Genomic DNA, 24354 nt, shown 5'->3' with positions numbered 1-24354 from the left:
GGAAGCAGGGATGAACACGGTATAATCCTCAAGGTGAAAAATAATCATCAGCCACAGCAAGTCCGGCGGAATCCCTTGATACAAAAGGGTTTCGGGCAGTGGGTATGGATAATGATTATATACGTAACGAGGAAGAAACGGCTATGCTTGGTTCAAGCAGACGATGTACATAAGGAGGTTCACGAGCCGTGAAGGAAGCCTATAAAACCGCTCTTCCTTCCCAGCCCAGATCGATGAAGAAAGAACAGCTGCTTCATGGATTGAGGAGCATGGGGAAAAATAAACTATTATATTTGATGATACTTCCCGGTTTTCTTTTTTTTGTAGTGTTTAAGTATTTGCCGATGGGCGGACTTATTATTTCATTTCAGGACTACCAGCCTTATTTAGGCATTAAGGATAGTCCGTGGGTGGGGCTCAAACACTTTATACGTTTGTTCACAGAGCCTACCTTTGGAATGCTGCTTCGCAACACACTCACATTCTTCGCGCTGGAGCTGATCTTCTTCTTCCCGCTGCCGATTATTCTAGCGTTGATGCTCAATGAAGTAAGGCATAAATTGTTTAAAAAATCGATCCAGACGATGATTTATATTCCGCATTTCATGTCATGGGTCATCATCGTTTCCATTACGTATGTGTTTCTGAATGTAGATGGAGGCGTCATGAATGAAATGCTGTCTGCGATGGGTTTCCAGAAAATCAGCTTCCTTACCGAGCCGGATTGGCTTCGTCCGATGTATATACTGCAAATCATATGGAAGGAAGCGGGCTGGTCGACGATTATTTATTTAGCGGCGATCACCGCCGTTGATCCGCAGCAGTATGAGGCAGCAGAGATGGATGGTGCAAGCCGTCTCCGGAAAATTTGGCACGTTACGCTGCCAACCATCCGCCCGGTCATTATTACGCTGCTAATTCTGAAAATCGGTAATACGCTGGAACTGGGCTTTGAACATATGTACCTGCTCCTGAACTCGCTTAATCGCGAGGTAGGTGAAATATTCGATACCTACATCTATACGGCCGGTTTGAAAAATGGTCAGCTCAGCTTTAGTACAGCGGTAGGTCTGTTTAAAGGATTAGTAGGACTTGTCCTCGTCATGCTCGCTAACAGGCTGGCAAAGAAATTCGGGGAAGACGGCGTCTATTAAGAGGTGTTCAACAAGTTGAACCGGGATGGGGTCGCCGCCCATCCTTTCTATGAATTCTTCCTTTCGTATTTACGGAAGAAGATATACTATTATAATAGAAGAGGGGTAATGATATGAAACGAAAGTCTATGTTGTTCTTAGTGCTTTTACTTAGCGTCAGTATGCTGCTCAGCGCATGCGGAAGCGGAAATAATGGGAATTCAGAAGCGTCTGGCAATAAGGAAGAAACGCCGACAATTACTTGGTTGAACATGCTTCACACCCCATCGCCGCCAACGGATACTGTGCTGAACAAGATCGAAGAGGCGACCGGTGTGAACATCGAGTTTTCCTGGATTCCCGACGCATCGAAAGAGGAACGTTTAAATACGTCTCTTGCGTCAGATTCCCTAGCGGATATCGTGACGATCACGATCCTGGACAATGCTTCGGTCCGCAACGCGTTGAAAGCGGGCGTATTCTGGGAGATAGAGTCGTACTTAGATGAGTTCCCGAACTTGGCTGCGATCTCGGATGATTTCCGCACTTCGGCTTCGATTGAAGGCAAGCTGTATGGAATCCCGATGCAGAAGCAGGTAGCAAGAAACGGCGTTGTCATTCGTAAGGATTGGCTCGATAAGCTGGGACTACCCGTACCGAAGACAACAGATGAGCTGATGGAAGTTGCGAAAGCGTTTACGGAGCAGGATCCAGACGGTAACGGTGTAGATGATACGACAGGCTTCATGGACCGCAGCGACCTCGTCTACGGTGCATTCAAGACCTTAAGCTCTTACTTCGGCACACCAAGCGTATGGGCCGTTGATGAAGATGGCAAAGTCACACCGGAATTTGAAACCGAAGGTTATATCAAGACGATGGATTACATGAAGCAGCTTTATGAATCCGGTTACATTAACCAGGATTTTGCGGTAACCGCAAAAACCGATCAACAGCAAAATTTTGCCCAAGGAAAAGCAGGCATCTATGTCGGCGCGCTGTTTGGCAGCAAAAACTTGAGAAACTTAGCTAAAGGCGTTCAAGACGATATGGAGCTGGTGCTGGTCAATGATATTACATCGACCGGCAATGAAAGCGATCGGGCGATTTGGTCGACGACAAACGGAGTCGGGGGCTTGCTCGCATTTCCGAAGTCCGAAGTGAAGGACGAAGAGGAGTTAAGACGCGTTCTGAAATTCGTCAACGATTTGATGTCTGAAGAGGTATACGCGCTGATGACATACGGAATCGAAGGTGTGCATTACACGCTCGATGAGAATAAGGCTGCCACCATTATGGATACAGACCTTTGGAAGCAGGAGGTTCAGCCGTTCGCAGGATCCCGTCCAAGTGAATTAGGCTATGAAATTCGCGAGAATGATCCGCTCAAAGCGGAAGCCGATCGATTAATTGAGGAAAATACGAAATATGCGGTGCTGAATCCGATGTTCTCGTTGGAATCTCCGACCTTCACAGCACAAGGCTCTGAGCTGCAAAAGATCATTACGGATGCAACGTATAAGTACATTCTTGGCAGAATCGATCTGGATGAATTCCAAGGTGCAGTCAACAATTGGAGAAAATCCGGCGGTGATAAAATCATCGAGGAGTACGAGGCAGCATATAAGCAGGTAAACGGCTAATCAACTCTATCATAGAACCGCGTTATGGCGCGGTTCTATGGCCATTTTTACCCCTGTGTTTACAAGTGTTGACATATTCAGTGTGGTCCAGCAGGCTTGAATCCAATACGAGATGCCGTAATTTCCGAATGGGATGATAAGGGAGGAAGGGAACATGTACTATAACATTGATGATTTTGGGGCGAATAGAAACAGTGAACAGCTTTCTACAGAAGCCATTGCCCGAGCTATTGATGCGGCTGCGAAAGCGGGAGGCGGAACGGTGTATGTGCCAGCAGGGCGGTACCGTACCGGTGCCATTTTGCTAAAGAGCAACATCGAGCTTCGCCTCGGCCCAGGGGCTGTGCTTTCCTTTACCGACAACCCGGATGACTATCCTGTGGTCGTATCGCGCTGGGAAGGTGTAAAGCGTGAGGTGCACGCTTCCTGTATCTATGGCGAGGGGTTGGAGAACGTGTCGGTGACAGGCTCCGGCCAGCTGGAAGGAAACGGGCAGACGTGGTGGGATAAGCAGAGGAACCGTCCTGAAGAGCTTCATTACCCGCGTCCGAAGCTGATCAGCTTCGACAGCTGCCGCCGCGTGACGCTGCGGGATTTGACCTTAACGAATTCGCCGAGCTGGACGGTGAATCCGATCCTGTGTCAGGATGTGACCGTTGAGAATGTATCGATTCTAAATCCGGCCGATTCGCCGAATACAGACGGAATTAATCCGGAATCGTGCAAAAACGTCCGCATCAGCAATTGCCATATCGATGTAGGGGATGACTGTATTGCCATTAAGGCCGGAACCGAAGATACGGCAGAACGGGTTCCTTGTGAGAATATTACGATCTCCAATTGCACGATGGTCCATGGTCACGGCGGTGTCGTCATTGGCAGCGAAATGAGCGGCGATGTTCGTCATGTTGTCATTACGAACTGCGTGTTTCAGCATACGGACCGAGGCATCCGCTTGAAATCGCGGCGCGGACGCGGCGGTACCGTGGAGGATATCCGCGTAAGCAACATCGTGATGGACAATGTCATCTGTCCATTCATTCTAAATCTGTACTATTTCTGTGGACCGCGGGGCAAAGACAAGTATGTATGGGATAAAAACCCGTATCCGGTCACAGAGGAGACGCCTTGCTTCAGACGCATTCATTTTAACAGCATCACCGCCCGCAACGTGCATGCTGCAGCTGGCTTCTTATATGGATTGGCCGAGCAGCATGTTTCGGAAATTACGTTCGATGACATTGATATTTCGATGGCGGAACAGGCCATTCCGGGACATCCTGCCATGATGACGGGCATTGAGGAGATGACAAATCGCGGCTTCTTTTTAGGAAATGTGCGGGATATCCGTTTCCGCGGCGTTACGATTGAGAACCATGAAGGTCCAGCCTTTTATGTGGAAAATGGCGAGCGGGTGACGGTCGAAAACTGCGAATCCAAAAATACGAAGAAAGCGGAGAAGCTGTTGGAGCAGGTGAATACGCAGGAGAGCTAAGGGATCGTTAATATCCCCTGATGGTAGTTGAATGGTCGTATCGTATATATATAACGCGCACGGAGCACTATTCCAGCCGGACCTATTTGCACGAATGTGCAGGGGGTCTGGCTTTTTATATGAAACCCAAAGAATGAAGCCCGATCTTTGCTTGAGGGGCCGGAACAGCACATCCGTATTTCCTATATTCCTTATACAGCTTAAAATAGAAGCAGCGCACGAGAAACACTTAGATCAGAAGCTGCCAACCATGAACTGATTATGAAAAGGAAGTGCTCGGATTGTATTTTATTTTTGATTTAGATGGAACGATTTGTTTTGGGGGAAAGCCGGTATCTGAAAAGATACTCCGAGCGTTAGACCATTTAAAGCGAGAAGGACACGAAGCCATATTCGCCTCTGCCCGGCCCATTCGAGATATGCTGCCGGTCATCCATGAACGTTTCCACCTTCACCGAATGATTGGCGGCAACGGTTCACTCATGAGCGAGAATGGAAAGGTGGTAGATGCGCAGTCGTTTTCCGAGAATGAACGTCATGCCTTGCTCGATTTGATCCATAAATACCATGCCACCTATTTAATCGATGGAGATTGGGATTATGCGTATACAGGTTCCAGTAATCATCCGATTCTGCGTAATGTAGATCCTGCAGGACGCGCTCGCTCTGTTAGCTTGGATCGTTTGGATGCCATGGTCAAAGCTTTAATACTCACCTCTGATGATCAGGAAAAACTGGCGAAAGAGATCGCTGTGTTAGGGGTTACGATTCACGAGCATCGCAACGAGGGTGTTCTTGACGTAAGTCCTGCGGGCATCCATAAATGGAGTGCTATAAAGCAGCTAGGTGTGGAACAGGGGAGCTTCATTGCCTTTGGAAATGATGCCAACGATGTCACCATGTTCGAGCATGCGGGGTACAGGGTCAGGATAGGTGATCATCCGCTGCTGTCGCAGGCCGCAGACGAAAGTATTTCATTAGAGGGGGATTTCGAACAGAGCATTGCAGAGCGAATCATGGAACTTTCCCGGACGTTTCGAGAGTAGAATGTCGTTGCGCCTAAGGCGTTGTTCCTTGCCATCATGTGGATGCTGCTCGCAAGCTCGAGCCGTTTAACATTTGGGCACGAAAGCAAAGGGAGGGGGAGCAGGAATGAGTGTCAAAGTACAGGATGTGATAGAGATATTATTAGCGCCATTAGCGCAGGTTGAGCGTTTGGAACAGACGGTCGATACACTGAAGTGTGGTGATCCCGCCATGGAAGTAACCGGTATTGTGACGACATTTATGCCTACGCAGCGGGTACTGGAGGAGGCGGCCTCGGTCGGAGCCAACCTCGTGATCGCTCATGAAGGGCTGTATTATCATCATGAGGACGCCACCGAGCAGAAGCTGAAGCACGATCCGGTGTATGAAATAAAGCAGCAGTTTCTTCATCGATCGGGTGTGGCTGTTTTCCGCTTTCATGATTATTTGCATCGGTACAGGCCTGACGGCATTATGGAAGGCTTGATCGACGCGCTTGGATGGAGAAGCTTCGTCGTCAAGCAGCAGTACGCATGGACGATCGTCGAGATGCCGGCCACAGCCGTGCAGGATATTGCCGCACACGTGAAGGCATCGATCGGAGCGCCTTTTGTCCGCATCGCAGGAAACGCATCAGCCCGCTGCAAGCGAATCGGTCTGCTTGCGGGGTACAGAGGAGGCGGAGAGCTGGCTATTCCTTTGTTTGAGCAGGAAAAAGTGGATTTAGTTGTGTACGGGGAAGGTCCGGAATGGGAGACGCCGGAATATGTACGTGATGCTGCTCATCAAGGCAGAGAGAGGGCAGCCATTGTACTCGGCCATGCGGAAAGTGAGATGGCGGGAATGAAATGGCTGGCAGAGCGAATAGAACAGAAATTTCCTAGTATCCCCGTAAGATTTATTCCGAATGAGCCTGTCTTTCGAATTTTGTAGGATATTAGGGGGGAAGCAACGAATTACAGGGTTTTCGTTCCGCTTCGTTTCATTGGAGAGGCTGCAGGGCATTTGTCGTGCGGTTCCCCTACAGCATAAGATGAAATAGTTGAGTCCCTTATTCGGTTTATCATGCTACTGCATTCGAGTCGGAGGGTGACAGCTCGTACCATTGACTTACGGTACCACGAAAATATGCCTTCGATTATTTAAGATTTTTTATAAATGATCGAATGGATTGGATGATATCTGTAAAAAACACCATGACCAGCATGCCGATGATCAAGAGGCCGCTGGAGTTATCAAACACGAATAAACCTAACAGAATGATGACGAGTCCAAGATAGAAACCGGGATCGCTGAGCTGCTCGAACGATTCTTCATCTTCGTCGATGGATATTTTATTCTGCAGATCATGATCCTCCCGAATCAATTCGTCGATCGTCACTTCGAAGAGGTCGCTGATCGCAATGAGATTTTGAATATCGGGATACCCCTTATTACTCTCCCATTTGTATACGGCCTGCCGAGATACGTTTAATCGCTGGGCCAAATCGTCCTGTGACCAACCTTGTTGTTCACGCAGATGTTTCAGTTTATTTCCGAATTCCATGATGTACCACTCCTTTAGATTCAGCTTACAACAACCGCATCAAAAACGAAATAAACGGTTTGTTGCATACGTAAACGGATGGTTTACACAGAGCGTGAGACGCGCAGCGGCAGCAAGTTCCGGTGAAAAGTAAAAGGCCGCGGTGGAAGCACAGTACGTTGAAGCTCATACCACGCAGACTGTTCGCGGCCTTATCCAACGAACTTTTTTGCTGACTGCAAACCGTTCGTTTACGCTATCGGACGTCTAACCGTGAACCACCAGCCTCCTGCAAACAGCAGGATAGATAAGATGATACTTATTGTGAAGCCTTGCAGCAGCGAATCGTTCAGAAGCAGCGCGGATAATCCGTCGGCTAAAATTTCCCGCAAGGAAGGGATCGACGTGAAAATCGGAATTGCCGCAATGAAGATGACCCATACGACCCATCCGGCGACCTGCTGCAGCCCGGAGAACAACAGGTTCAGCAGCGATAACAGCAGCAGATAAACGGCGAATTGGTACAGAAACGTGCCCGGTATACTAAAATCATCCCAATGAAATACAGTGAGTATGTTCAAATTTTCAGTATAAAGTTGACCGAGCACTCTGTCTTCAACTTGAAGCCAAATCACATTGATGAATGCGAATACGGCGGATAAGACCATGTAAATAGATAATAACCCAAGATAGTATTCTTTTCGGGAAGCTCCAAGGTTGATCACTCGTTTGAAAAAGAGAGAAGGAAGTACACTGCCTGCGAAGAGAAGGAAAATGGATAGAAAATTGGCATAAGAAACATTGCTCGACTCCCCCTCACCTAACGCGAGGCTGACGATCGTATTGGAAATAACGGAGACCGCGATCGCCCCTAGAATAACCCAAAGATAGATTCTCATTTGTATAAATGACGCTTTAATCAGCACAGTAGTCTTATTCAACCTGCTCGCCTCCTTCGATCAAATAGGAGAAAAACTTCTGCAGCGGCAGGCTGTCCATCGAAATGCCCAGTTCGCCGGCTTCAATTCGGTCCGCTTCATCGATTGAGCCGTAAATGGCGGCTATGTTTACCGAAGGATTCACGGTAAATGACGCGCTTATTGTGCGTATACTGCTTTATCGCATCCTGACTTCCGGACAGCAGGTGGGACTGGAGGCGAATATGTTCGACATGATCATGCAGAAGAATGCTGCCCGATTCGATAATATAGACCTGCTCAATGACGTTCGCGATTTCGTCGATGAGATGGGTGGAAAGCAGAATCGTTCGGGGATGATCAGCATAATCCTCTAATAAAACACGGTAGAACTTCTCCCGCATGAGCACATCCAAACCAAGGACAGGTTCATCAAAGATCGTAATCGGCGCGCGGCTGGCTAAACCGATAATGTTGCCGACGAGCGACTCCATGCCTCTGGATAACTGACGTATTTTTTTATTCGCATTGAGCTTGAACTTTTGGATTAGCTCATGGGCGAGCGGCCAATCCCAGTTTTCGTGGAAGGCAGAGGAAAATTGCAAAATTTCGATGACTCGTGCGCCTCCGAAGAATAAGTTCTTCTCTCTAACAAAGCAGACGCCTTTAGGTGTCTCGCCTTTAGAGAGCTTGGATCCGTGAGCAATAATATCTCCATAGCTTGGAAAAATTCCGCCCGTGATCATATTCAGCAGCGTTGTTTTTCCCGCGCCGTTTCTGCCAAGCAGCCCGCAAATTGTATTTTCCTCCAGCCGCATATTAAGCTTCGGACGGCTTCGCTTCTGCCATAATGCTTGGTTAAATTAGAACATTCCAGCACCGCATTCATCGGTTTTCATCCCCTATCCTTTTGTTTAATCATTTCAATCACATCTTGTGTCGTAATATCCAGCTTTTTCGCTTCTTCCAGCAGCTTCGTGACCAGCTCGTTATCGAACTTTTCCCGCCGCTTGCTCTTGATCATGTCTTTGGCACCTGCTGCAACGAACATCCCCAGCCCCCTTTTCTTGTATAAAATCCCTTCGTTCACGAGCAATCCGATGCCCTTTACGACCGTAGCCGGATTAATTTGGAAAGTACCGGAAAATTGCGCCACGGAAATAATCTGCTCATCTGAGTCATACGTTCCGTTCAAAATGTCGTCCTCGATCATCTCCGCGATTTGTTGAAAAATGGGCTGTGTGCTGTCAAAACGAATCTTCATCGAATCACCCTAATGGTATGTTAGTATTGTAACATACTATAATGGCATAGTCAGAATATGTCAATGCTCAACCGTCATATTTCCGCACTCTGAGAGAAAGAAATTCCCTTCGAATGGGAGGTGGATGATTTCGTCAAATAAAATTGAGCATGAAGCCGATATTTGATCTTGTTTTTCCTACACAGACGTGGTAATGTGTTGCTATCTCACATAATAGTAATTATTACGATTAAGTGATGAATACATATTCATCAATTCCAATCCGTTATGGAGGATTGGTTGGAAAGGAGAACAAGTCATGACGAACAAGGTTCCCGTCACGGTATTAAGCGGTTATTTAGGTTCTGGAAAGACGACCTTATTAAATTACATCTTGGCCAATCGGGAAGAGAAGAAGGTAGCTGTCATTGTCAATGACATGAGTGAAATCAATGTGGATGCTTCGTTGGTGAAACAAGGAGGCTTTACACGAACGGAAGAAAAGCTTGTTGAAATGCAGAATGGATGTATATGCTGCACACTGAGGGAGGATTTAATTCAAGAGGTAGAAAAGCTTGCTGCTTTAGGAGATATTGATTACATTGTGATTGAATCCACGGGCATTAGCGAGCCGATTCCTGTGGCCCAAACCTTCACGTATGTGGACGAGAATTTGGGGATCGATCTGTCTGCATTTTGCCGTCTCGATACGATGGTAACGGTTGTCGATGCATATCGGTTCTGGCATGATTTCTCTTCCGGAGAGAGCTTGCTTGATCGTAAAGAAGCTGTGAGTGAGGAGGATACACGGGAGGTTGTTGATCTGCTCGTGGACCAGATCGAATTTGCCAACGTAATTGTCCTGAATAAGATCGATTTGGTGGATCAAGAGGATGTGCAGGAACTGAAGGCTGTGATTCAAAGACTGAACCCGGAGGCACGTATGATCGAAGCAGACCATGCTCGCATTCCACTCTCCAACGTGTTGGATACGCATCTGTTTGATTTCGAGAAAGCGAGTCAGGCCGCGGGTTGGGTTAAAGAATTAAATCAAGAACATATCCCGGAAACCGAGGAGTATGGCATTTCCTCTTTTGTATACCGCAGAAGGATTCCGTTCCATCCGGAGAGGCTCATGCAGTGGCTTGAAAATTGGCCTGTGGATGTGGTTAGAGCCAAAGGATTTATATGGATTGCTACGCGGAACGATACAGCTGCGCTGCTTTCTCAAGCAGGTCCATCGATAACACTGCAGGGAGTTGGAGATTGGATCGATGCACTACCTGTAGAGGAGAAGCTGGAGCGACTGCAGGAGGAACCCGAGCTGGAGGCGCGATGGGACGAGGTATATGGAGATCGTATGACCGAACTGGTCCTGATTGGCATCGAAATGAATCAGGAGGACATCATTCGTTCATTGGACAGCTGCCTGCTAACACCGGAAGAACGAGTCCAAGCATGGTCATCCTTTCGCGATCCGCTGCCGCCATTTTTTATTGAAACCGTTGAAGCATAACCTGGAAGGTCGACTTATTGTCGGCCTTTTTGTTTTGGCTTCCTTTTTTTTGTAACAAGTCAAAATATTTTGGCAACGATCAAAATAACGTTACGAAAGCGATGTGGTTTTTCGGTACACTGGGTCACAGAAGCTTCATGAAGGAGGTGAAACGTGGTGCGAACCGTTCAGACAGCGGCTGTGCATAAACCAGGGTGTCGCCGTTCGAGCCGAATGCAGCGGAAGGAGACGCTTGCAGGCTGGCTGTTCACCATGCCTATGCTCATCGGTGTCAGCGTGATGGTGCTGCTGCCGATCTGCGCCGCTGTGTATTTAAGCTTTTCAGAATGGAGTATGGTGACCGGGGTGGAGGGAATTCGGTGGATTGGATTAGATAATTACGACAAGCTGCTGGAGGATACGAAGTTTCTGAAGGCGCTGCACAACAATGTCGTATTCCTGCTGACCGTTCCCGTATATATGGCGATCTCTCTGCTGCTGGCGATTGTCATTAACAAATTTGTATACTTCAAAAGCTTGTTTAAGGTCATTTACTTCTTGCCGTATATCTCCAGCGTGGTTGCGGTGGCCACGGTTTGGCGAGTGCTGTTTCACCCGTCGATGGGACCGGTCAATCAATTTCTCATGTCGCTCGGCTTCGAAGACCCGCCCAAATGGATCGCTGACCCAGACTATGCATTGTTATCCGTTATGATGATCTCGGTGTGGATTTCGATCGGCTACAACATGATCGTGTACATGGCAGGTCTGCAATCGATACCGAGGGACTTGTACGAAGCCGCTGAGATGGACGGCGCAGGCGGATGGACCCGTTTTTTTCGGATTACGCTGCCGCTGCTGTCGCCAACGACCTTTTTCCTCCTCATCACCGGCATCATTTACACGTTTAAGGTGTTCGATATCATCGCGGTGCTGACACAGGGAGGTCCGGCAGGTTCGACGAACGTGATGGTCTATTATTTGTACGATACCGCATTTCTGAATTTGAAGATCGGTTATGCATCCGCTCAGGCCATATTCCTCTTTTTATGCGTTCTCGTGATTACTTGGATTCAATGGATCGGACAGAAAAAGTGGGTGAATTACGGATGATGAGACGAGTGAGGTGGACCAAGCTGGCAGCAACATTGCTGTTGCTGATTACAGGAACCGTCTTTGTTCTGCCCTTTGCCTGGATGCTGTCCGCATCGTTCAAGCTCGAAGGGGAAGTATTCTCCTATCCGATTCGGTGGATTCCGGACGAATGGATCGGCCTCAGCAATTATGAACAGGTCTGGTTCGGAGACCACCCATTCTGGAAATATTATTGGAACACGATCAAGGTGACGGTCGCGACGACCGCGATCTCTTGCACCGTATCGGCACTAGCCGCTTATGGATTTTCGAAGGTTCGATTCGCGGCGGGAAAATGGCTGTTCTTCATCGTATTGGCTACATTCATGGTGCCCCAGCAGGCGATTCTCGTACCTCAATTCGTGCTTTACCGCATGATCGGATTGTTTGACAGTCATCTTGGACTCATCCTGCTGAACAGCTTCAGCGTGTTGGGGACGTTTATGCTGAGACAATTCTTCATGGGAATCCACAACGATTTTATCGAATCGGCCAAAATCGACGGTGCCGGGCATCCGCGCATTTTTGTATCGATTGCTCTTCCGCTCGTCGTACCTGCCGTCTCCACGTACGCGATTCTACGATTCATCTGGACATGGAACGATTATCAGAATCCGCTCATTTTCCTGCGTACCGATGGCTTGTATACGATTCAACTGGCGATGCAGAAATTCACATCGATTAACGGAGAATTCTGGTCTTTAATTATGGCGGCAGCCGTTTCAGCGATTTTCCCGCTGCTATTGATGTTTATCATCGGCCAAAAAAGAGTGATCGAAGGGATCGCTGTTGGCGGGGTGAAGGGATAGCGGAATGGAACATGGAAGTATACAGCATAACGGAACAGATGAAACTTGAACCGTGAAATCATAGGGGAACGTATTTTTGGGAATCCATTTCAAGTGAATATTAAGCGCTTTCATTATAGGAGGGATACGATGAGGAAAAATGTGTTAAGCATGTTTGCCGTATTCGGGCTGGCGTTCACCTTACTGGCTGGTTGTTCGGGAGGCGGGAATAACCCGGATCCGGAGCCAAATACTTCTGGAAATCAGCAGGATACGACGAATGAGACGCCTTCCGCGCCGGAAAAAGTGAAAATCATGTTCCATACGCATGGGACGGAGGCACAGTATAACTGGCAGGAAACGATCAGTGCCTTCGAAGAGGCGTATCCGAATATTGACGTGGAGCTTGTGACGTTAAGCGAGAAGGGGGATACGACGGAAGCGACACAAAAGCTCGACCTTGCGGCGGCATCGGGTGAGCAGCTGGACGTGCTGATGTTCAGCGATCCGGCATCGTATGCGCAGCGTGTCGGGCTAGGTATGGTGGCATCCATCGACTCCTTTATTGAGGAGGAAGGGTATACGGTCGCAGAGGATTATAAAGTGGATACGTTGATGGAAGGGAAGTATTATGCACTGCCGGGCAAGTTCAACCCGTGGTACGTCCTGCTGAACAAGGATCATTTGGATGAAGCGGGGCTGTCTGTACCGACAGACTGGACATGGGACGAATTTATGGAATATGCGAAGGCGCTGACGCAGGGGGAAGGGGCATCGAAGCGTTACGGAACGTATTTCCACGGGCCGCAAAGCGGCGGATGGATGGAGTTCCTGCGCCTGGCGATGGCGAACCGCGCGGAGAATACGGATTTCCTTCTAGAAGACGGCTCCTCGAATTTGGACGATCCGATGTTTCGACGGACGCTGGAGCTTCGTCTGAAGATGGAGCGTGAGGATCAATCGTCCACGCCGTATGCGGATATGCTATCTCAAAAACTGCACTACCGGACGCAGTTCTTCAACGAATCGGCGAGCATGATATTGATCGGCAGCTGGATGAACAGCGAGCTTGGAGGAACGGAGCAGTATCCGCTGAATTTCAATGTGGCCGTCGCTCCGTATCCGAAGAATGAAGCATCGGACGAAATCGGCTACACGCCGGTAACGACGGATTTCATGGCCGTCGCGGAGAAGTCGGAGCATAAGAAGGAGGCCTATCAATTTATTCGCTGGTATACGACCGAAGGCCTGTCCAAATACGGCCGCAACATTCCGTCATGGAATAACGTTTCGGAAGGAGATCTGGAGACGATCGTCGATTCAATACTCAGTGAAACGCTGAAGCCGGAGAACGTCGACAAAGAATCGCTCATCCATGTGCTGTCGCAATCCAAGTCTGGGAAAATGATCCCGCCGGTGACGTACCAAGCGGAAGTCTACAAAGCGCTCAATGAGCAGTATGAGCTTTTGATTTTAGGCTCACAGGATTTGAACGCGACGATCGAGAATATGAAAGCAGCGGTACAAGAAATTATCGATAATAATTCTTAACAGCTGGCATGGCGGAAGGGGCGTATGGGTTACGCCTCTTTTCGGCAGTTATGGCATATACCTTTCTTAAACATATCCTGATATTGGCCTTGCCCAAGGATGGGGAATGGGTTCGAAGCTTTACTTCACTTCGGCGGGTAAGTGGTCTACGTATCCAAAAGGAGTCGATCATTCGTGATGAAGAAGGCAATTCCATGGATCAGGCAGGGGTCGCTTCGAAACAAATTGTTTTCAGCTTCGATGATCTGCCTGTTAATTCCTACTTTAATCACCTTGTCGGCGACTCATGTATGGACGCGGGACGAAATGAGAGAACAGGCGGAGTCGAACGCCGATGAACAGCTCAAGCTGGTGGAGGGACATGTATCGAATTTGCTGTCATACATGCTTCATATTTCCAACTATATTATCGTAGAGCCGAATATGAATACGATCTTAAAGCAGCAGGCTGCAGGCAAAACCTATACGGGGGAAAACAGCGAATACCGGGAATTCGAGGATCGCAATGAGATTACAAGCCAAATAGATAATATCTCGATCATCGGAGAGAAAACTTATGTCACGATTTTGCTGCCGAACGGCAGGCATTTTACGAACTACCCGATAGATGAGTACGATCCGAGCCAAATGCTCGAACTTCCATGGTTTAAGGAGCTGGATCAACTGACAGGCATGGTGAAGCCTATTGGATTGAATCAGAACCGTCTCCCTTCTTCTATGAAAAGGCGGCAGGACGAAATCAAATCAGCTTGGCGCGAACGTTAAGACGGCCGAATTTTGAAATTTACGCATATGTGATTGTCACGATTCCGGATTATCAGATTTTAAAAATCTTCGAGCAGGTGGCTGGCGGTCAGGAAATGATGCTTGTGGATGGGAATGGCCGAATTATGGCCCATGCCCAACGTGAACGGATGGGGGAGCGTCCGACTTATTTGAAGGAGGGCAGCTTGAATGCACAAATCGTCAAGATTGGTGAGGACGAATATTTGGTTTCCAGCCGCAAGCTTTCTGTGAAGGATTGGAGGCTGGTGATGCTCACGCCGTATGAGGATGCGGTACATAAGTTGAAAACGATCTTTCAATCGGTTTTTGTTATTCAGTTGATCGCTTACGCCGTGTTCCTGCTGCTGCTCATTCTGCTTATACGTACCTTTACGAGACCGCTTGTCAGATTGGGCAAGCTTGCACATACTGTGCAGCGGGGAAATTTAGAGGTGCGTTCTTATATTCAAGGCAGCGACGAGATTGGCAGGCTCGGAAGCTCGTTCGACCAGATGCTGGATCGCATTAAGCAAATGATTCATGAAATCACGATGGAGCAATCACGGAAACGGAAGGCTGAGCTTGCCATGCTGCAGGCCCAGATTAATCCGCATTTTTTATTCAATGTGTTAAATTCGATTCGAATGAAGGTACATAGAAAGGGAGATCAGGAGAGCGCAGAGATGCTTTTATCGTTGTCGAGGCTGCTGCGCATGACGATCGGACATGAAGATGAATCGGTTACGCTTCACGAGGAAGTGAGCACCTTGATCGATTATGTGAATCTTATGAATCTGAGGCAGAAAGAGAAGGCGCAGCTGCATGTCGATATTGCTGCAGAAGCGATGTTCGCGCAGGTGCCGCGATTTTGTCTGCAGCCTTTTATCGAGAATGCGCTCATTCATGGTTTACGGCAGCAATCCGGTACGATATCCCTCTCTGCGCGGCAAGCGGCGCCTCGGACGCTGGAGATTGTGCTGCGGGATGACGGTGCGGGGATGGATGAGGAAACATTACGGAAGCTTCGAAGCAATCTGACGATGGCGGGGGCTTTTCAGGAAGAAGCAGACCTTACACCGAAGGGGTTACGCTTTACCGGTATCGGTACGGCGAATGTGTATGAACGTCTGCGTCTTCGATTCGGAGAAGCGTTCGTACTCATCATAGACAGTGAGGAGGGAGCGGGAACGACGATCACGATGCGTGTTCCGCTTCAGGAGGCAGGTGATCCGCATGTATAAAGTGATGCTGGTGGATGACGATTACCCGGTGATCGAGCTGCTGGAGGAGGCGGTCCGTTGGGAAGCGCTTGGATTGATGCTGATCGGCAGCTTTGAGAATGGTGCGAAGGCCCTCGAGGCGGCAGAGGCGGATATGCCGGACATTCTGATCACCGATATCGGCATGCCGAAGATGGATGGACTTACACTGATTCGGCGGTTGAAGGAAAGAAGTTCCAATCTTAGGGTTGCCATTCTTTCGTGTCACAGCGAGTTTGAATACGCGAAGCAGGCGATGCAGCTGCAGGTACAAGATTATATCGTAAAGGATACGCTCCATCCGGACGATTTAGTGCCCGTATTAGAGCGGATGGTGAAGAGCCTGAACGATGAACAAAGGCTCCATCTGGAGCAGCATCGTCTGCGTCATATGGTCGACCGCTCCAGGGATGCGATGCGGGAGAAATGGGTGCATGGCGCCATGCAGCAGCCTCTGCTGCGAGAGGAGATGTGGTCACAGGAGCTGGAGTCGTTCGGGCTTCCAGCCGTAGGCCGTGTCATTGTGCCCGTCGTCGGCCTTATGCACGATATTCGTAAGGCGCGCAGTCTATTTGTTTCTGATGAAAATTTGCGGTTTGCTGTCACGAACGTATTGGACGAGGTGATCCGGGAGAGTGAGGCGGAGGCGGTTCTATTCCCTTATCAAGTAAAGGAGTGGTTCATCCTTCATTCTTTTCGCCCAACACTGGCGATCAGCACCCAAGAGGAAGTCCGCCGTCTGTTGGAGCGCATCGGGTGGGCGCTGCGCCGTATCTTGAAGCTGCAGATGTCGTTCGTTATCGGAGAACGAAGCCAGGGCGGCAGGCAGATCAAACAGAATATGAGGGCGCTGCTTCACAATGACAGACAGCGGTTTTATATGAGCAGATCGCAGATTGTCCCGCTTTGTCCCGCGACCTATGGCAGTGAAGGGGATATCTTCGTTCATTATGACGAGGCCATCCGATCGCTGCACGAGTGTGTCCTTAAAGAAGAGACGGAGCAGCTGCAATCGCAGGCAGCCAGATGGATGCAGTGGATCGCCGCGGTGCAATATGCACCGGAGACGGTCAAGGACTGGACGCTGAAGCTGCTTCTCGACATTCGTCTGAAGCATCAAGCGGTAAATTCCTTTCGCGGTGTACCGTCGTTAAACAGTCTGCATAAGGAGGCGGCGGACATCGGCTCGCTGCATGAGCTTCAGGATTGGCTGACCAGCCATCTGTTGCATGCAGCCGCGGCATATAAAGAAAGCGGCGCAGGAAAGATGCGCCGAGAGGTGTTGGAGGCATATGAATATGTCGCTCTTCATATGGATCGGCGGATCGGTTTGGAGGATATTGCGGAGCATCTGCACTTGAATCCCAGTTATTTCAGCAGGCTCTTTAAGAAGGAAACCGGGGAGACATTTATTGAATACGTTACGCGAATGAAGATGGAGCGGGCGAAGGAGCTGCTCGATCAGACCGCCCGCTCTGTCGCTCAAATCTGCGAGCTTCTCGGATATGAGAATCAAAGCTATTTTATTAAGCTGTTTAAAAGCTTTGCCGGCATGACGCCGCTCGATTATCGGCATCGAGGCTTGAAGGTGAAATAATGGAGTACACGTAGGCAAAGTTGGAAACTTGATGGATGACGTGATGAATCTAGTAAATCGAGAATGAGCTTGTTCTTGAGCTGCGGGATCAGCTATCTGAGCACCGAATCTATTCGCGGGAACATTGCCGCAACCGCCTAATAGGTGGGTGAGGAATTTTCATATATTGCCGACTGAGCTTGTAAACGAGTATAGTTAAATCTAGACAACGATGAGGCGGCCGACACGAACGGTTCGCCTTTTTTGTTTTTTTACCATAAAATGTGATAAATCCAGCGGGAGGATGAAGATGATTTACTTTGAGAAACTGAATCGATTGGCGAACTGGTGTTTTGCTGCAACAGGTTTGTTATTTGTGATGACGATTATTTTTTTTGCGACGAGCCAGTTCTCCGAAATCATGGAATACAATTTCACGAATGATATGAGAGGCTCGTTTTTCACCGTGGTCTTTTTTGTGTTATCGGTTTTTTGTCTGTTTCTAGGAATCGTGCTGAAATGTTTGGTTAACGAGGCGAACGGTGAAATGCAGTTAATCGAAGCGCGTTTGAGTCAATTGGAAAAACAAATTTCATAAGGGTCGTTTTTTGACTGCGAAGTTGTGAGGGGCATCATAACTGGAATGAATCAGGTTCGTTCACGTTTTCGTATGGGCAGCCCAAACTTCATTTCCCACTTCAGGAATTTCCTGAAATGCTGTTTACGTTGCCGCTCATTTTTGTTAATATAATGGCAATAACCAAATGCGATGAAGAGAAGAGTAGATAAATGAGTTCTTTTACAGAGAGCCCCGTAAAGCTGAAAAGGGGTAAAGAGTTCTTTATTGAAAAAAGTCTCAGAGCTGCACATCGGAACCCGTGAAAGAGGGGATGGTGTGACAGGAGCTCCTGTTACAGAGCTAGAGTATAAGCATTCCTGTTCGAATGCCGTACTCGAAGAGGCTGGAATGGTGACATTTCGGCGAACCTAGGGTGGTACCACGAGCGCAGCAATCTCGTCCCTAAGACAGGAAGTCTTGGGGGTGGGATTTTTTTTTATTGTATACATCGTATAGCAGACGGTTCGCAGTTACTCGCCAAGAGATCATTGCATACATTTTTGCCGCCCGCGTACATCAAGAAAGTGATGAATAGACAACCTTGAAAGGATTTGATCCCTGATGACAGAAAAATTGAAAGTCGGTATTGTCGGTGGAACCGGAATGGTAGGTCAGCGGTTCGTACAGCTGCTGGAAGAGCATCCCTGGTTCTCGGTTACCGCAATCGCTGCTAGTGCCGGTTCGGCAGGTAAAACATACGAAGAATCCGTGCAAAACCGGTGGAAAATGTCCGGTCCGATTCCGGAAGCCGTCAAGAACATCGTCGTACAGGATGCTTCGAAGGTGGAGGAAGTTGCCGGTCAAGTTGATTTTATTTTTTGCGCCGTCGATATGAAGAAGAATGAAATTCAAGCGCTGGAAGAGGCCTATGCGAAAACAGGTACACCGGTCATTTCGAATAACTCTGCTCATCGCTGGACTCCGGATGTCCCTATGGTCATTCCAGAGATTAATCCGGGTCATATCGAGGTCATCGAATCACAGAGAAAACGTCTCGGAACGAGCACTGGATTTATTGCCGTGAAGCCGAACTGCTCGATCCAGAGCTATGTACCGGCCATTCATGCCCTGCAGGAATTCAATCCGACACAAGTGGTGGTATCGACATACCAAGCGATCTCCGGAGCGGGCAAGAACTTCTCCGATTGGCCGGAAATGCTGGATAATGTGATCCCATATATCGGCGGGGAAGAGGAAAAGAGCGAGCAGGAACCTCTGCGCATATGGGGCAGCATCCAAAACGGCGAGATTGTGAAAGCCAGCGGACCGATCATCACATCGCAGTGTATTCGTGTTCCGGTTACGGATGGACATTTGGCTACGGTATTTATTCATTTCGATAAAAAGCCTTCGAAGGAAGAAATCATTGCTCGCTGGCAGGCATTCCAAGGCAGACCGCAGGAGCTTGCCCTGCCAAGTGCGCCAAAGCAGTTTATCACCTATTTTGAAGAAGAGAATAGACCGCAGACGAAGCTGGACCGTGACATTGAACGTGGAATGGGCGTTTCCATAGGCAGATTGCGCGAGGACTCATTGTACGATTATAAATTTGTAGGACTGTCGCATAATACGCTGCGCGGGGCAGCGGGCGGCGCCGTTCTCATTGCCGAACTGCTGAAAGCGGAAGGGTACATTCAGCGTAAAGCTTAATCCGTGTTAAGGATAATAAGCGGGAATTGAAGACAGCAGGCTCTCGAACATGAGGGCTTGCTGTTTTTTTATGATGACCTATATTTTGATACAATCAGAGGAGGTTATTCATGATTCGTGTTGTCTCAAGGGAGGAGAAACTTATGATTTCGGAACAAACGGCGAGGGCTTATTCAGCAGAAATGGAACAGACGAGGAAACTGAACCCCGTGCTGCTGCAGGAAATCTATGAGCAGGGTTGGTTTAAATTATTTATACCCGAGGAACTGGGCGGCCGGATGATGGCGCTGCCGGAGGCTCTATGCATTTTCGAGGAGGTATCCAGGCTGGACGGGAATTTAGGATGGCTGGTTACCATCGGGGCCGGAGGCGGGATGTTCGCGGGGTATATGCAGCCGGAGGCTCGTGCCTTGTTCTCTCCGAAGGAGGCTGTAGTAGCGGGAAGCGGCAGTCCTTCGGGCTGGGCTCGAAAGGTGGACGGAGGTTATTTGGTTTCCGGTGAATGGACATATTGCAGCGGTTCTTCATATGCAACGTTGTTTACGGCGAACTGCAGAATAGTGGAAGGGACGAGTGAAGAGGGGGAGGAGCTTCAGATCCGATCCTTTATATTCATGCCGGAACAGGTGCAGATTGTTCCCGATTGGAATGCGTTCGGCTTAAAGGCGACCGAGTCCCACACGATGAAGGCGGAGCAAATTTTTGTCCCGGAAGAAAGAACGTTCGATCTGTCGGAGCAGCTGGGCTTGGAGGAGTATGCCATCTACCGGTACCCGTTTCTCCCCTTTGCAGAGACGTCGTTTACAGCCGTAACTTTGGGCTTGGCCCGTCATTTTTTGGATGAAGCGGCCGCATTAGCAGAACGAAATCGAGCAAATTGGGAAGCGGCATCGGCAGAAAGGTATTCGTTCGTCATCGATCGGATCCGCCAAATGGAATCGCAGTGGTCCCATGCGCGCGAGACATTTTACCGTGTTGTTCAGCAATCTTGGGAACAGGTGGAAAAGGGAGAAATACTGGCGGAGAAGGAGCAGCTGCATGTCGGCCGGGTAAGTAAGCAAACCGCTGCAGCAGCGGTCCATGGTACCCGTGAGCTGTTTCCATATCTAGGAATGAGTGTGTTGATGGAGGATTGTCCGATCAACCGGATTTGGCGGGATCTGCACACGGTCTCCCAGCATGTACTGCTTGTTTCTTATGAGACTACCGTTACCGGATAATTGGCAGTGCATATGAACATACATCATGAGGGGCTGTCATAAGGCGGCCCTTTTTCGATTTTGATCGAGGCGAAATGGGGTGCAGAAAAGAAATTGCTTTAACCGTGACGGATTAATGGCCTCGGGTGTGTCTTATTAGTGGAGGGGGGATGAGCGTTGGATAATAAACAGCTGGTTGAACGGATTATCAAAGGGGATATGGAGGCCTTTTCTGAAATGGTCGACGTTTACCAAAATGTGCTGTATTCTGCAGCATTTAACGTTTTGGGCGATTTTCACATGGCTCAGGATATAGCCCAAGAGGCATTCATCAAAGCTTACATGCATATGGCAGCACTGAAAAAGCCGGAGCGGCTGGCGAGCTGGCTGTATTCGATTGCGAGCAGGCTAAGCTTGAATGCGCTTCGAAGCCGGAGGCAGATCGATACACTTGAAGATCATACGTGGCTGGCTGATTCTGCCAGTTTAGAGGAGAACGTGGAGCGGATGAATGACAGGCAGCTTGTTTGGAAGGCACTCTCGACCCTTGACCCCAGCAATCGTTCTTCCGTTATTCTCCATTACTTCGGGGGACTATCTATGGTGGAAATTGGACGGATACTCGATGCTTCGCCGTCTGCCATTGAAAGCAGGATCCGAAGATCAAGAAAGCAATTGAAAAAGGAGCTGTTGAAGACGATGGAAGAAGTGTTTGAGAATGAAAGATTGGGTACGGTGTTCAAACAAAGCGTATTGAACAAAATAGTAACAAAAGCCCCCTTTATCCTTGCAGGATACCGTATAGAAGCCCCTTTCCCAGAGCTGGGTAAGCATGTCCGGGCTTCCGTAAGAAAAATATACGATCACCTGCCGGCTCTTCCCGATCATATGAACAAAGACATCATCTGCCTGATTCCGCCACAGGCGCTTAACCCGCAGCGCCCGATGTTGTTTGTCGGTATGGAAATACCGGGGGATATCCGTTTGCCGGAAGGGATGGAGAAAGTATCGATTCCTGAACGAAGATTTGCGCTTTCGACCTTTAAGGGGACGCTGGATCAGTATGATGAATTTCACCGAAGTATCCCTGGAGTGATTACCGAGGAAGGGTATGTACCTATGGATATGTGGCAGGGATACTGCTTTGAGCTGTATCCGGAAAACACCTACAACTGGGCGGATGATGATGCAATACAGGAGATACGATTGTACTGGCCCATTAAATAAGCGGATAGGGGATCGGTGCGTCTGTACCGGTCTACTTTTTTGTGAATGGCCGCGCCGGACGAATAGAAGGCAGGATAGTTTTGAGGCTATGCCGAATACCATAATCTGGGCAGTATAAGCGATAGGAAGATAGATGACGCATCCTACAAGCGAAGAAAGAAGGGAATCCATCATGCGATATCAGAAGCTGGGGAACACACAAGTGAGCATACCGGTGATCGGTCAAGGAACTTGGAAGTTTGGTGAACATGAGAAAAATGAGCAGCAAGAAATAGAATCGCTGCGTTTTGGTATGGCTCAGGGTCTCACGTTGATTGACACGGCGGAGGAGTATGCGGCTGGAGGATCGGAGAAGGTCGTTGGAAAGGCGATTCAGGATGTCCGGAATGAAGTATTTCTGGTGACCAAAGTTTCTGCAAAGCATTGTTCCTATGAAGGTGTCCTCCAAGCGGCAGAGGGAAGCTTAGAAAGATTGAGGACTCAGTACATTGATTTGTATTTACAGCATTGGCCGAGTGAGGAGTATGATGTATCGGAAACGATGGCAGCTATGGCCGAGTTGGTAAACAAAGGTTTAGTTAAGCATGTCGGGGTCAGCAACTTTAACGTTCCATTATTGCAGGAGGCGCAGCGCCACCTGGGCAATGTACCGCTGGCTTGTAATCAAGTCGCTTATCATGTGAATGACAGATATATAGAGACTGAGATTTTACCTTACTGCAGGGAACAGGGAATTACCGTCATGGGGTACTCCCCGTTCGGTTACGCTCCGAAAGTGTTTGGCGGGAACGGTTTTCCGGAAGCGGGTTCGAAAGAACGTGAATTATTGGATGCGATAGCAAACAAGTATCATGCTTCCGCCTATCAGGTGGCCTTGAATTGGGTGCTGAGGCAGGACGGGGTCGTTACGATTCCCAAGGCAGCCAGCAAGGAGCATATTTTAGATAATCTGCATGCATTGGACTGGACATTAGATCAGGAGGACTTAGAGAAACTGGATCTGATGTTTCCTGTTCAACGTAGCGAGTGAGATTCGCAGTTCAATCTATATCGGCAGTCCGGCTGCCTGAAATGGCAAAAGAAACGAGAGTGAATCGATTGTAAATACGAAAGCTTGAGACCAGGGATCAAGAAGAGGTCAAAGCGCTGATGGCGGGACATCCTCTTCAGTTTCCTAAGTTTGTCATAGCGAGGTATCCGCCGCGTTGGAATGATTTCCTGAATACAGGGGATCGCACATCCAGCGGATATGATGTTGCAGTTATGGATACAGGTAAGATCGTCGGCCATGCGGGATATATCTTCAATCCTGAAGTCGATCTCTATGAAATCGTCGGCGTAGTGGTTTCGAAGGATGTTCAGCGTCAAGGCATCGGAAAAGCTTTAATCCAACAAGTGTGTGAGGAACTCCTCCGTCTAGGCACCACAAAGGTCATTCTTTATACCTTAGGTCATTCCGGTAATGAAGCCACATTGGAGTTTTACCGTCAAATTGGATTTGAACAGGTGAACTGGGAACAGGACTTTTTTAAAACCGATTATCATCGAGTTACATTTATCAAGGAATGATGAAGGAGCGGGCATGGATCATGCCTGTTTACGCTCCGATGGAGTCCGCATCATAAGATAGATGTTCCTGGGATGTGGTACAGGATAATAGAAAGAGGCGCATACATATGAGTGAAATCCATTACGAAATCCCTATAAGATGCAGAGGGATTGCCACGGTATTACTAAAAAAATTTCAGCATGACTACAAGGTGCTCTTATTGAAGAGGGCATCTAGTGTGCTCAAGGATACCTGGTGTTATATTGGCGGGAGTATAGAAGAAGGGGAAGCGGCATGGGAAGCAGCTTTACGGGAAATTCGGGAGGAAACCGGGATTGCGAAAGTAGCCTTATATACTTCCAACAAGTTTGATCAGTTTTACTCCGACCAAGAAGATTACATTTACGTTGCGCCCGTATTCGTAGGATACGTGGAGCCATTCCTGTAATGAAGTAATTTGCTCTTTGAAAAGAAAAAGCGCCTCCTGTATGCTGGGTCTCGGAATGGTTCGACATTCACTGCCCTAATTGAAGGAGGACGCTCAATATGAAGTATAAACT

Annotated in this window: 24 protein-coding genes and 1 other annotated feature; of the genes, 19 read left to right on the top strand and 5 right to left on the bottom strand. The window is 48.5% G+C overall.

What is annotated here, in order from left to right; all coding sequences use genetic code 11:
* Positions 1–233: 233 nt before the first annotated feature.
* From ACFPXP_RS03940 to ACFPXP_RS03920, 5 genes are all read left to right on the top strand, one after another.
* Positions 234–1154 (top strand): ABC transporter permease, encoded by a 921-nt coding sequence (locus tag ACFPXP_RS03940; RefSeq protein WP_379892664.1) that lies wholly within the window; start codon positions 234–236, stop codon positions 1152–1154.
* A gap of 113 nt (positions 1155–1267) precedes the next feature.
* Complete coding sequence (locus tag ACFPXP_RS03935) at positions 1268–2776, top strand: extracellular solute-binding protein (RefSeq protein ID WP_379892578.1); 1509 nt, start codon at positions 1268–1270, stop codon at positions 2774–2776.
* A gap of 154 nt (positions 2777–2930) precedes the next feature.
* Positions 2931–4271 (top strand): glycoside hydrolase family 28 protein, encoded by a 1341-nt coding sequence (locus ACFPXP_RS03930; protein ID WP_379892576.1) that lies wholly within the window; start codon positions 2931–2933, stop codon positions 4269–4271.
* Between the two features lie 281 nt (positions 4272–4552).
* On the top strand, positions 4553–5317 hold the full coding sequence (locus tag ACFPXP_RS03925) for an HAD-IIB family hydrolase (protein ID WP_379892574.1): 765 nt from the start codon (positions 4553–4555) through the stop codon (positions 5315–5317).
* Between the two features lie 106 nt (positions 5318–5423).
* Positions 5424–6230, top strand: coding sequence for a Nif3-like dinuclear metal center hexameric protein (locus ACFPXP_RS03920; RefSeq protein ID WP_379892571.1), 807 nt, complete (start codon positions 5424–5426; stop codon positions 6228–6230).
* A gap of 205 nt (positions 6231–6435) precedes the next feature.
* Here ACFPXP_RS03920 and ACFPXP_RS03915 read toward each other — a convergent pair whose 3' ends face one another.
* The 5 genes from ACFPXP_RS03915 to ACFPXP_RS03895 form a co-directional block, all read right to left on the bottom strand.
* On the bottom strand, positions 6436–6843 hold the full coding sequence (locus ACFPXP_RS03915) for a helix-turn-helix domain-containing protein (protein ID WP_379892569.1): 408 nt from the start codon (positions 6841–6843) through the stop codon (positions 6436–6438).
* 230 nt (positions 6844–7073) lie between these two features.
* Positions 7074–7763, bottom strand: a complete 690-nt coding sequence (locus tag ACFPXP_RS03910) for a hypothetical protein (RefSeq protein ID WP_379892567.1) — start codon at positions 7761–7763, stop codon at positions 7074–7076.
* Positions 7756–7905: a hypothetical protein gene (locus tag ACFPXP_RS03905; protein WP_379892565.1), complete on the bottom strand. Its 150-nt coding sequence runs from the start codon at positions 7903–7905 to the stop codon at positions 7756–7758. Before ACFPXP_RS03905 ends, ACFPXP_RS03910 begins: the two co-directional genes overlap by 8 nt.
* A complete protein-coding gene (locus tag ACFPXP_RS03900; RefSeq protein WP_379892563.1) occupies positions 7859–8557 on the bottom strand; it encodes an ATP-binding cassette domain-containing protein in 699 nt (232 codons plus the stop codon). The genes ACFPXP_RS03905 and ACFPXP_RS03900 overlap by 47 nt, the downstream gene beginning before the upstream one ends.
* A 77-nt stretch (positions 8558–8634) precedes the next feature.
* Positions 8635–9003 (bottom strand): GntR family transcriptional regulator, encoded by a 369-nt coding sequence (locus ACFPXP_RS03895; protein ID WP_379892561.1) that lies wholly within the window; start codon positions 9001–9003, stop codon positions 8635–8637.
* Between the two features lie 298 nt (positions 9004–9301).
* Here ACFPXP_RS03895 and ACFPXP_RS03890 point away from each other — a divergent pair, with 298 nt between their 5' ends.
* The 14 genes from ACFPXP_RS03890 (at position 9302) to ACFPXP_RS03825 (ending at position 24242) form a co-directional block, all read left to right on the top strand.
* A complete protein-coding gene (locus tag ACFPXP_RS03890) occupies positions 9302–10498 on the top strand; it encodes a GTP-binding protein (protein WP_379892559.1) in 1197 nt (398 codons plus the stop codon).
* Between the two features lie 153 nt (positions 10499–10651).
* Positions 10652–11590, top strand: a complete 939-nt coding sequence (locus tag ACFPXP_RS03885) for a carbohydrate ABC transporter permease (protein ID WP_379892557.1) — start codon at positions 10652–10654, stop codon at positions 11588–11590.
* Positions 11587–12420: a carbohydrate ABC transporter permease gene (locus ACFPXP_RS03880; RefSeq protein ID WP_379892555.1), complete on the top strand. Its 834-nt coding sequence runs from the start codon at positions 11587–11589 to the stop codon at positions 12418–12420. The genes ACFPXP_RS03885 and ACFPXP_RS03880 overlap by 4 nt, the downstream gene beginning before the upstream one ends.
* Before the next feature lie 129 nt (positions 12421–12549).
* The gene (locus ACFPXP_RS03875; protein ID WP_379892553.1) at positions 12550–13950 is read left to right on the top strand and encodes an ABC transporter substrate-binding protein; all 1401 of its coding nucleotides are present in this window, start codon (positions 12550–12552) and stop codon (positions 13948–13950) included.
* A 174-nt stretch (positions 13951–14124) separates the two neighbouring features.
* Positions 14125–14715 carry a hypothetical protein gene (locus ACFPXP_RS03870; protein WP_379892551.1) on the top strand — a complete coding sequence of 197 codons (591 nt, stop codon included), beginning with the start codon at positions 14125–14127 and terminating at the stop codon, positions 14713–14715.
* The gene (locus ACFPXP_RS03865) at positions 14700–15956 is read left to right on the top strand and encodes a sensor histidine kinase (RefSeq protein ID WP_379892549.1); all 1257 of its coding nucleotides are present in this window, start codon (positions 14700–14702) and stop codon (positions 15954–15956) included. The genes ACFPXP_RS03870 and ACFPXP_RS03865 overlap by 16 nt, the downstream gene beginning before the upstream one ends.
* Positions 15949–17571, top strand: a complete 1623-nt coding sequence (locus ACFPXP_RS03860; protein ID WP_379892547.1) for a response regulator transcription factor — start codon at positions 15949–15951, stop codon at positions 17569–17571. Before ACFPXP_RS03865 ends, ACFPXP_RS03860 begins: the two co-directional genes overlap by 8 nt.
* A 289-nt stretch (positions 17572–17860) precedes the next feature.
* Positions 17861–18148, top strand: a complete 288-nt coding sequence (locus tag ACFPXP_RS03855) for a hypothetical protein (protein ID WP_379892545.1) — start codon at positions 17861–17863, stop codon at positions 18146–18148.
* A 162-nt stretch (positions 18149–18310) separates the two neighbouring features.
* Positions 18311–18576: a binding site (T-box leader), on the top strand.
* A gap of 154 nt (positions 18577–18730) precedes the next feature.
* Positions 18731–19819, top strand: a complete 1089-nt coding sequence (gene asd / locus ACFPXP_RS03850) for an aspartate-semialdehyde dehydrogenase (RefSeq protein ID WP_379892542.1) — start codon at positions 18731–18733, stop codon at positions 19817–19819.
* A gap of 143 nt (positions 19820–19962) precedes the next feature.
* Positions 19963–21039: an acyl-CoA dehydrogenase family protein gene (locus tag ACFPXP_RS03845; RefSeq protein ID WP_379892540.1), complete on the top strand. Its 1077-nt coding sequence runs from the start codon at positions 19963–19965 to the stop codon at positions 21037–21039.
* Between the two features lie 156 nt (positions 21040–21195).
* The gene (locus tag ACFPXP_RS03840) at positions 21196–22245 is read left to right on the top strand and encodes a sigma-70 family RNA polymerase sigma factor (RefSeq protein ID WP_379892538.1); all 1050 of its coding nucleotides are present in this window, start codon (positions 21196–21198) and stop codon (positions 22243–22245) included.
* 133 nt (positions 22246–22378) lie between these two features.
* Positions 22379–23275, top strand: a complete 897-nt coding sequence (locus ACFPXP_RS03835; protein ID WP_379892536.1) for an aldo/keto reductase — start codon at positions 22379–22381, stop codon at positions 23273–23275.
* A gap of 119 nt (positions 23276–23394) precedes the next feature.
* Complete coding sequence (locus tag ACFPXP_RS03830) at positions 23395–23814, top strand: GNAT family N-acetyltransferase (protein WP_379892534.1); 420 nt, start codon at positions 23395–23397, stop codon at positions 23812–23814.
* A gap of 107 nt (positions 23815–23921) precedes the next feature.
* Positions 23922–24242 carry an NUDIX domain-containing protein gene (locus ACFPXP_RS03825; protein WP_379892532.1) on the top strand — a complete coding sequence of 107 codons (321 nt, stop codon included), beginning with the start codon at positions 23922–23924 and terminating at the stop codon, positions 24240–24242.
* Positions 24243–24354 lie beyond the last annotated feature (112 nt).

This window comes from Marinicrinis lubricantis, from assembly GCF_042658665.1.
In the GTDB taxonomy this organism is placed as follows: Bacteria; Bacillota; Bacilli; order Paenibacillales; family KCTC-33676; genus Marinicrinis; species Marinicrinis lubricantis.
The sequence above is the reverse complement of the archived record's forward strand: the minus strand, read 5'-3'. Positions and strand labels throughout refer to the sequence as shown.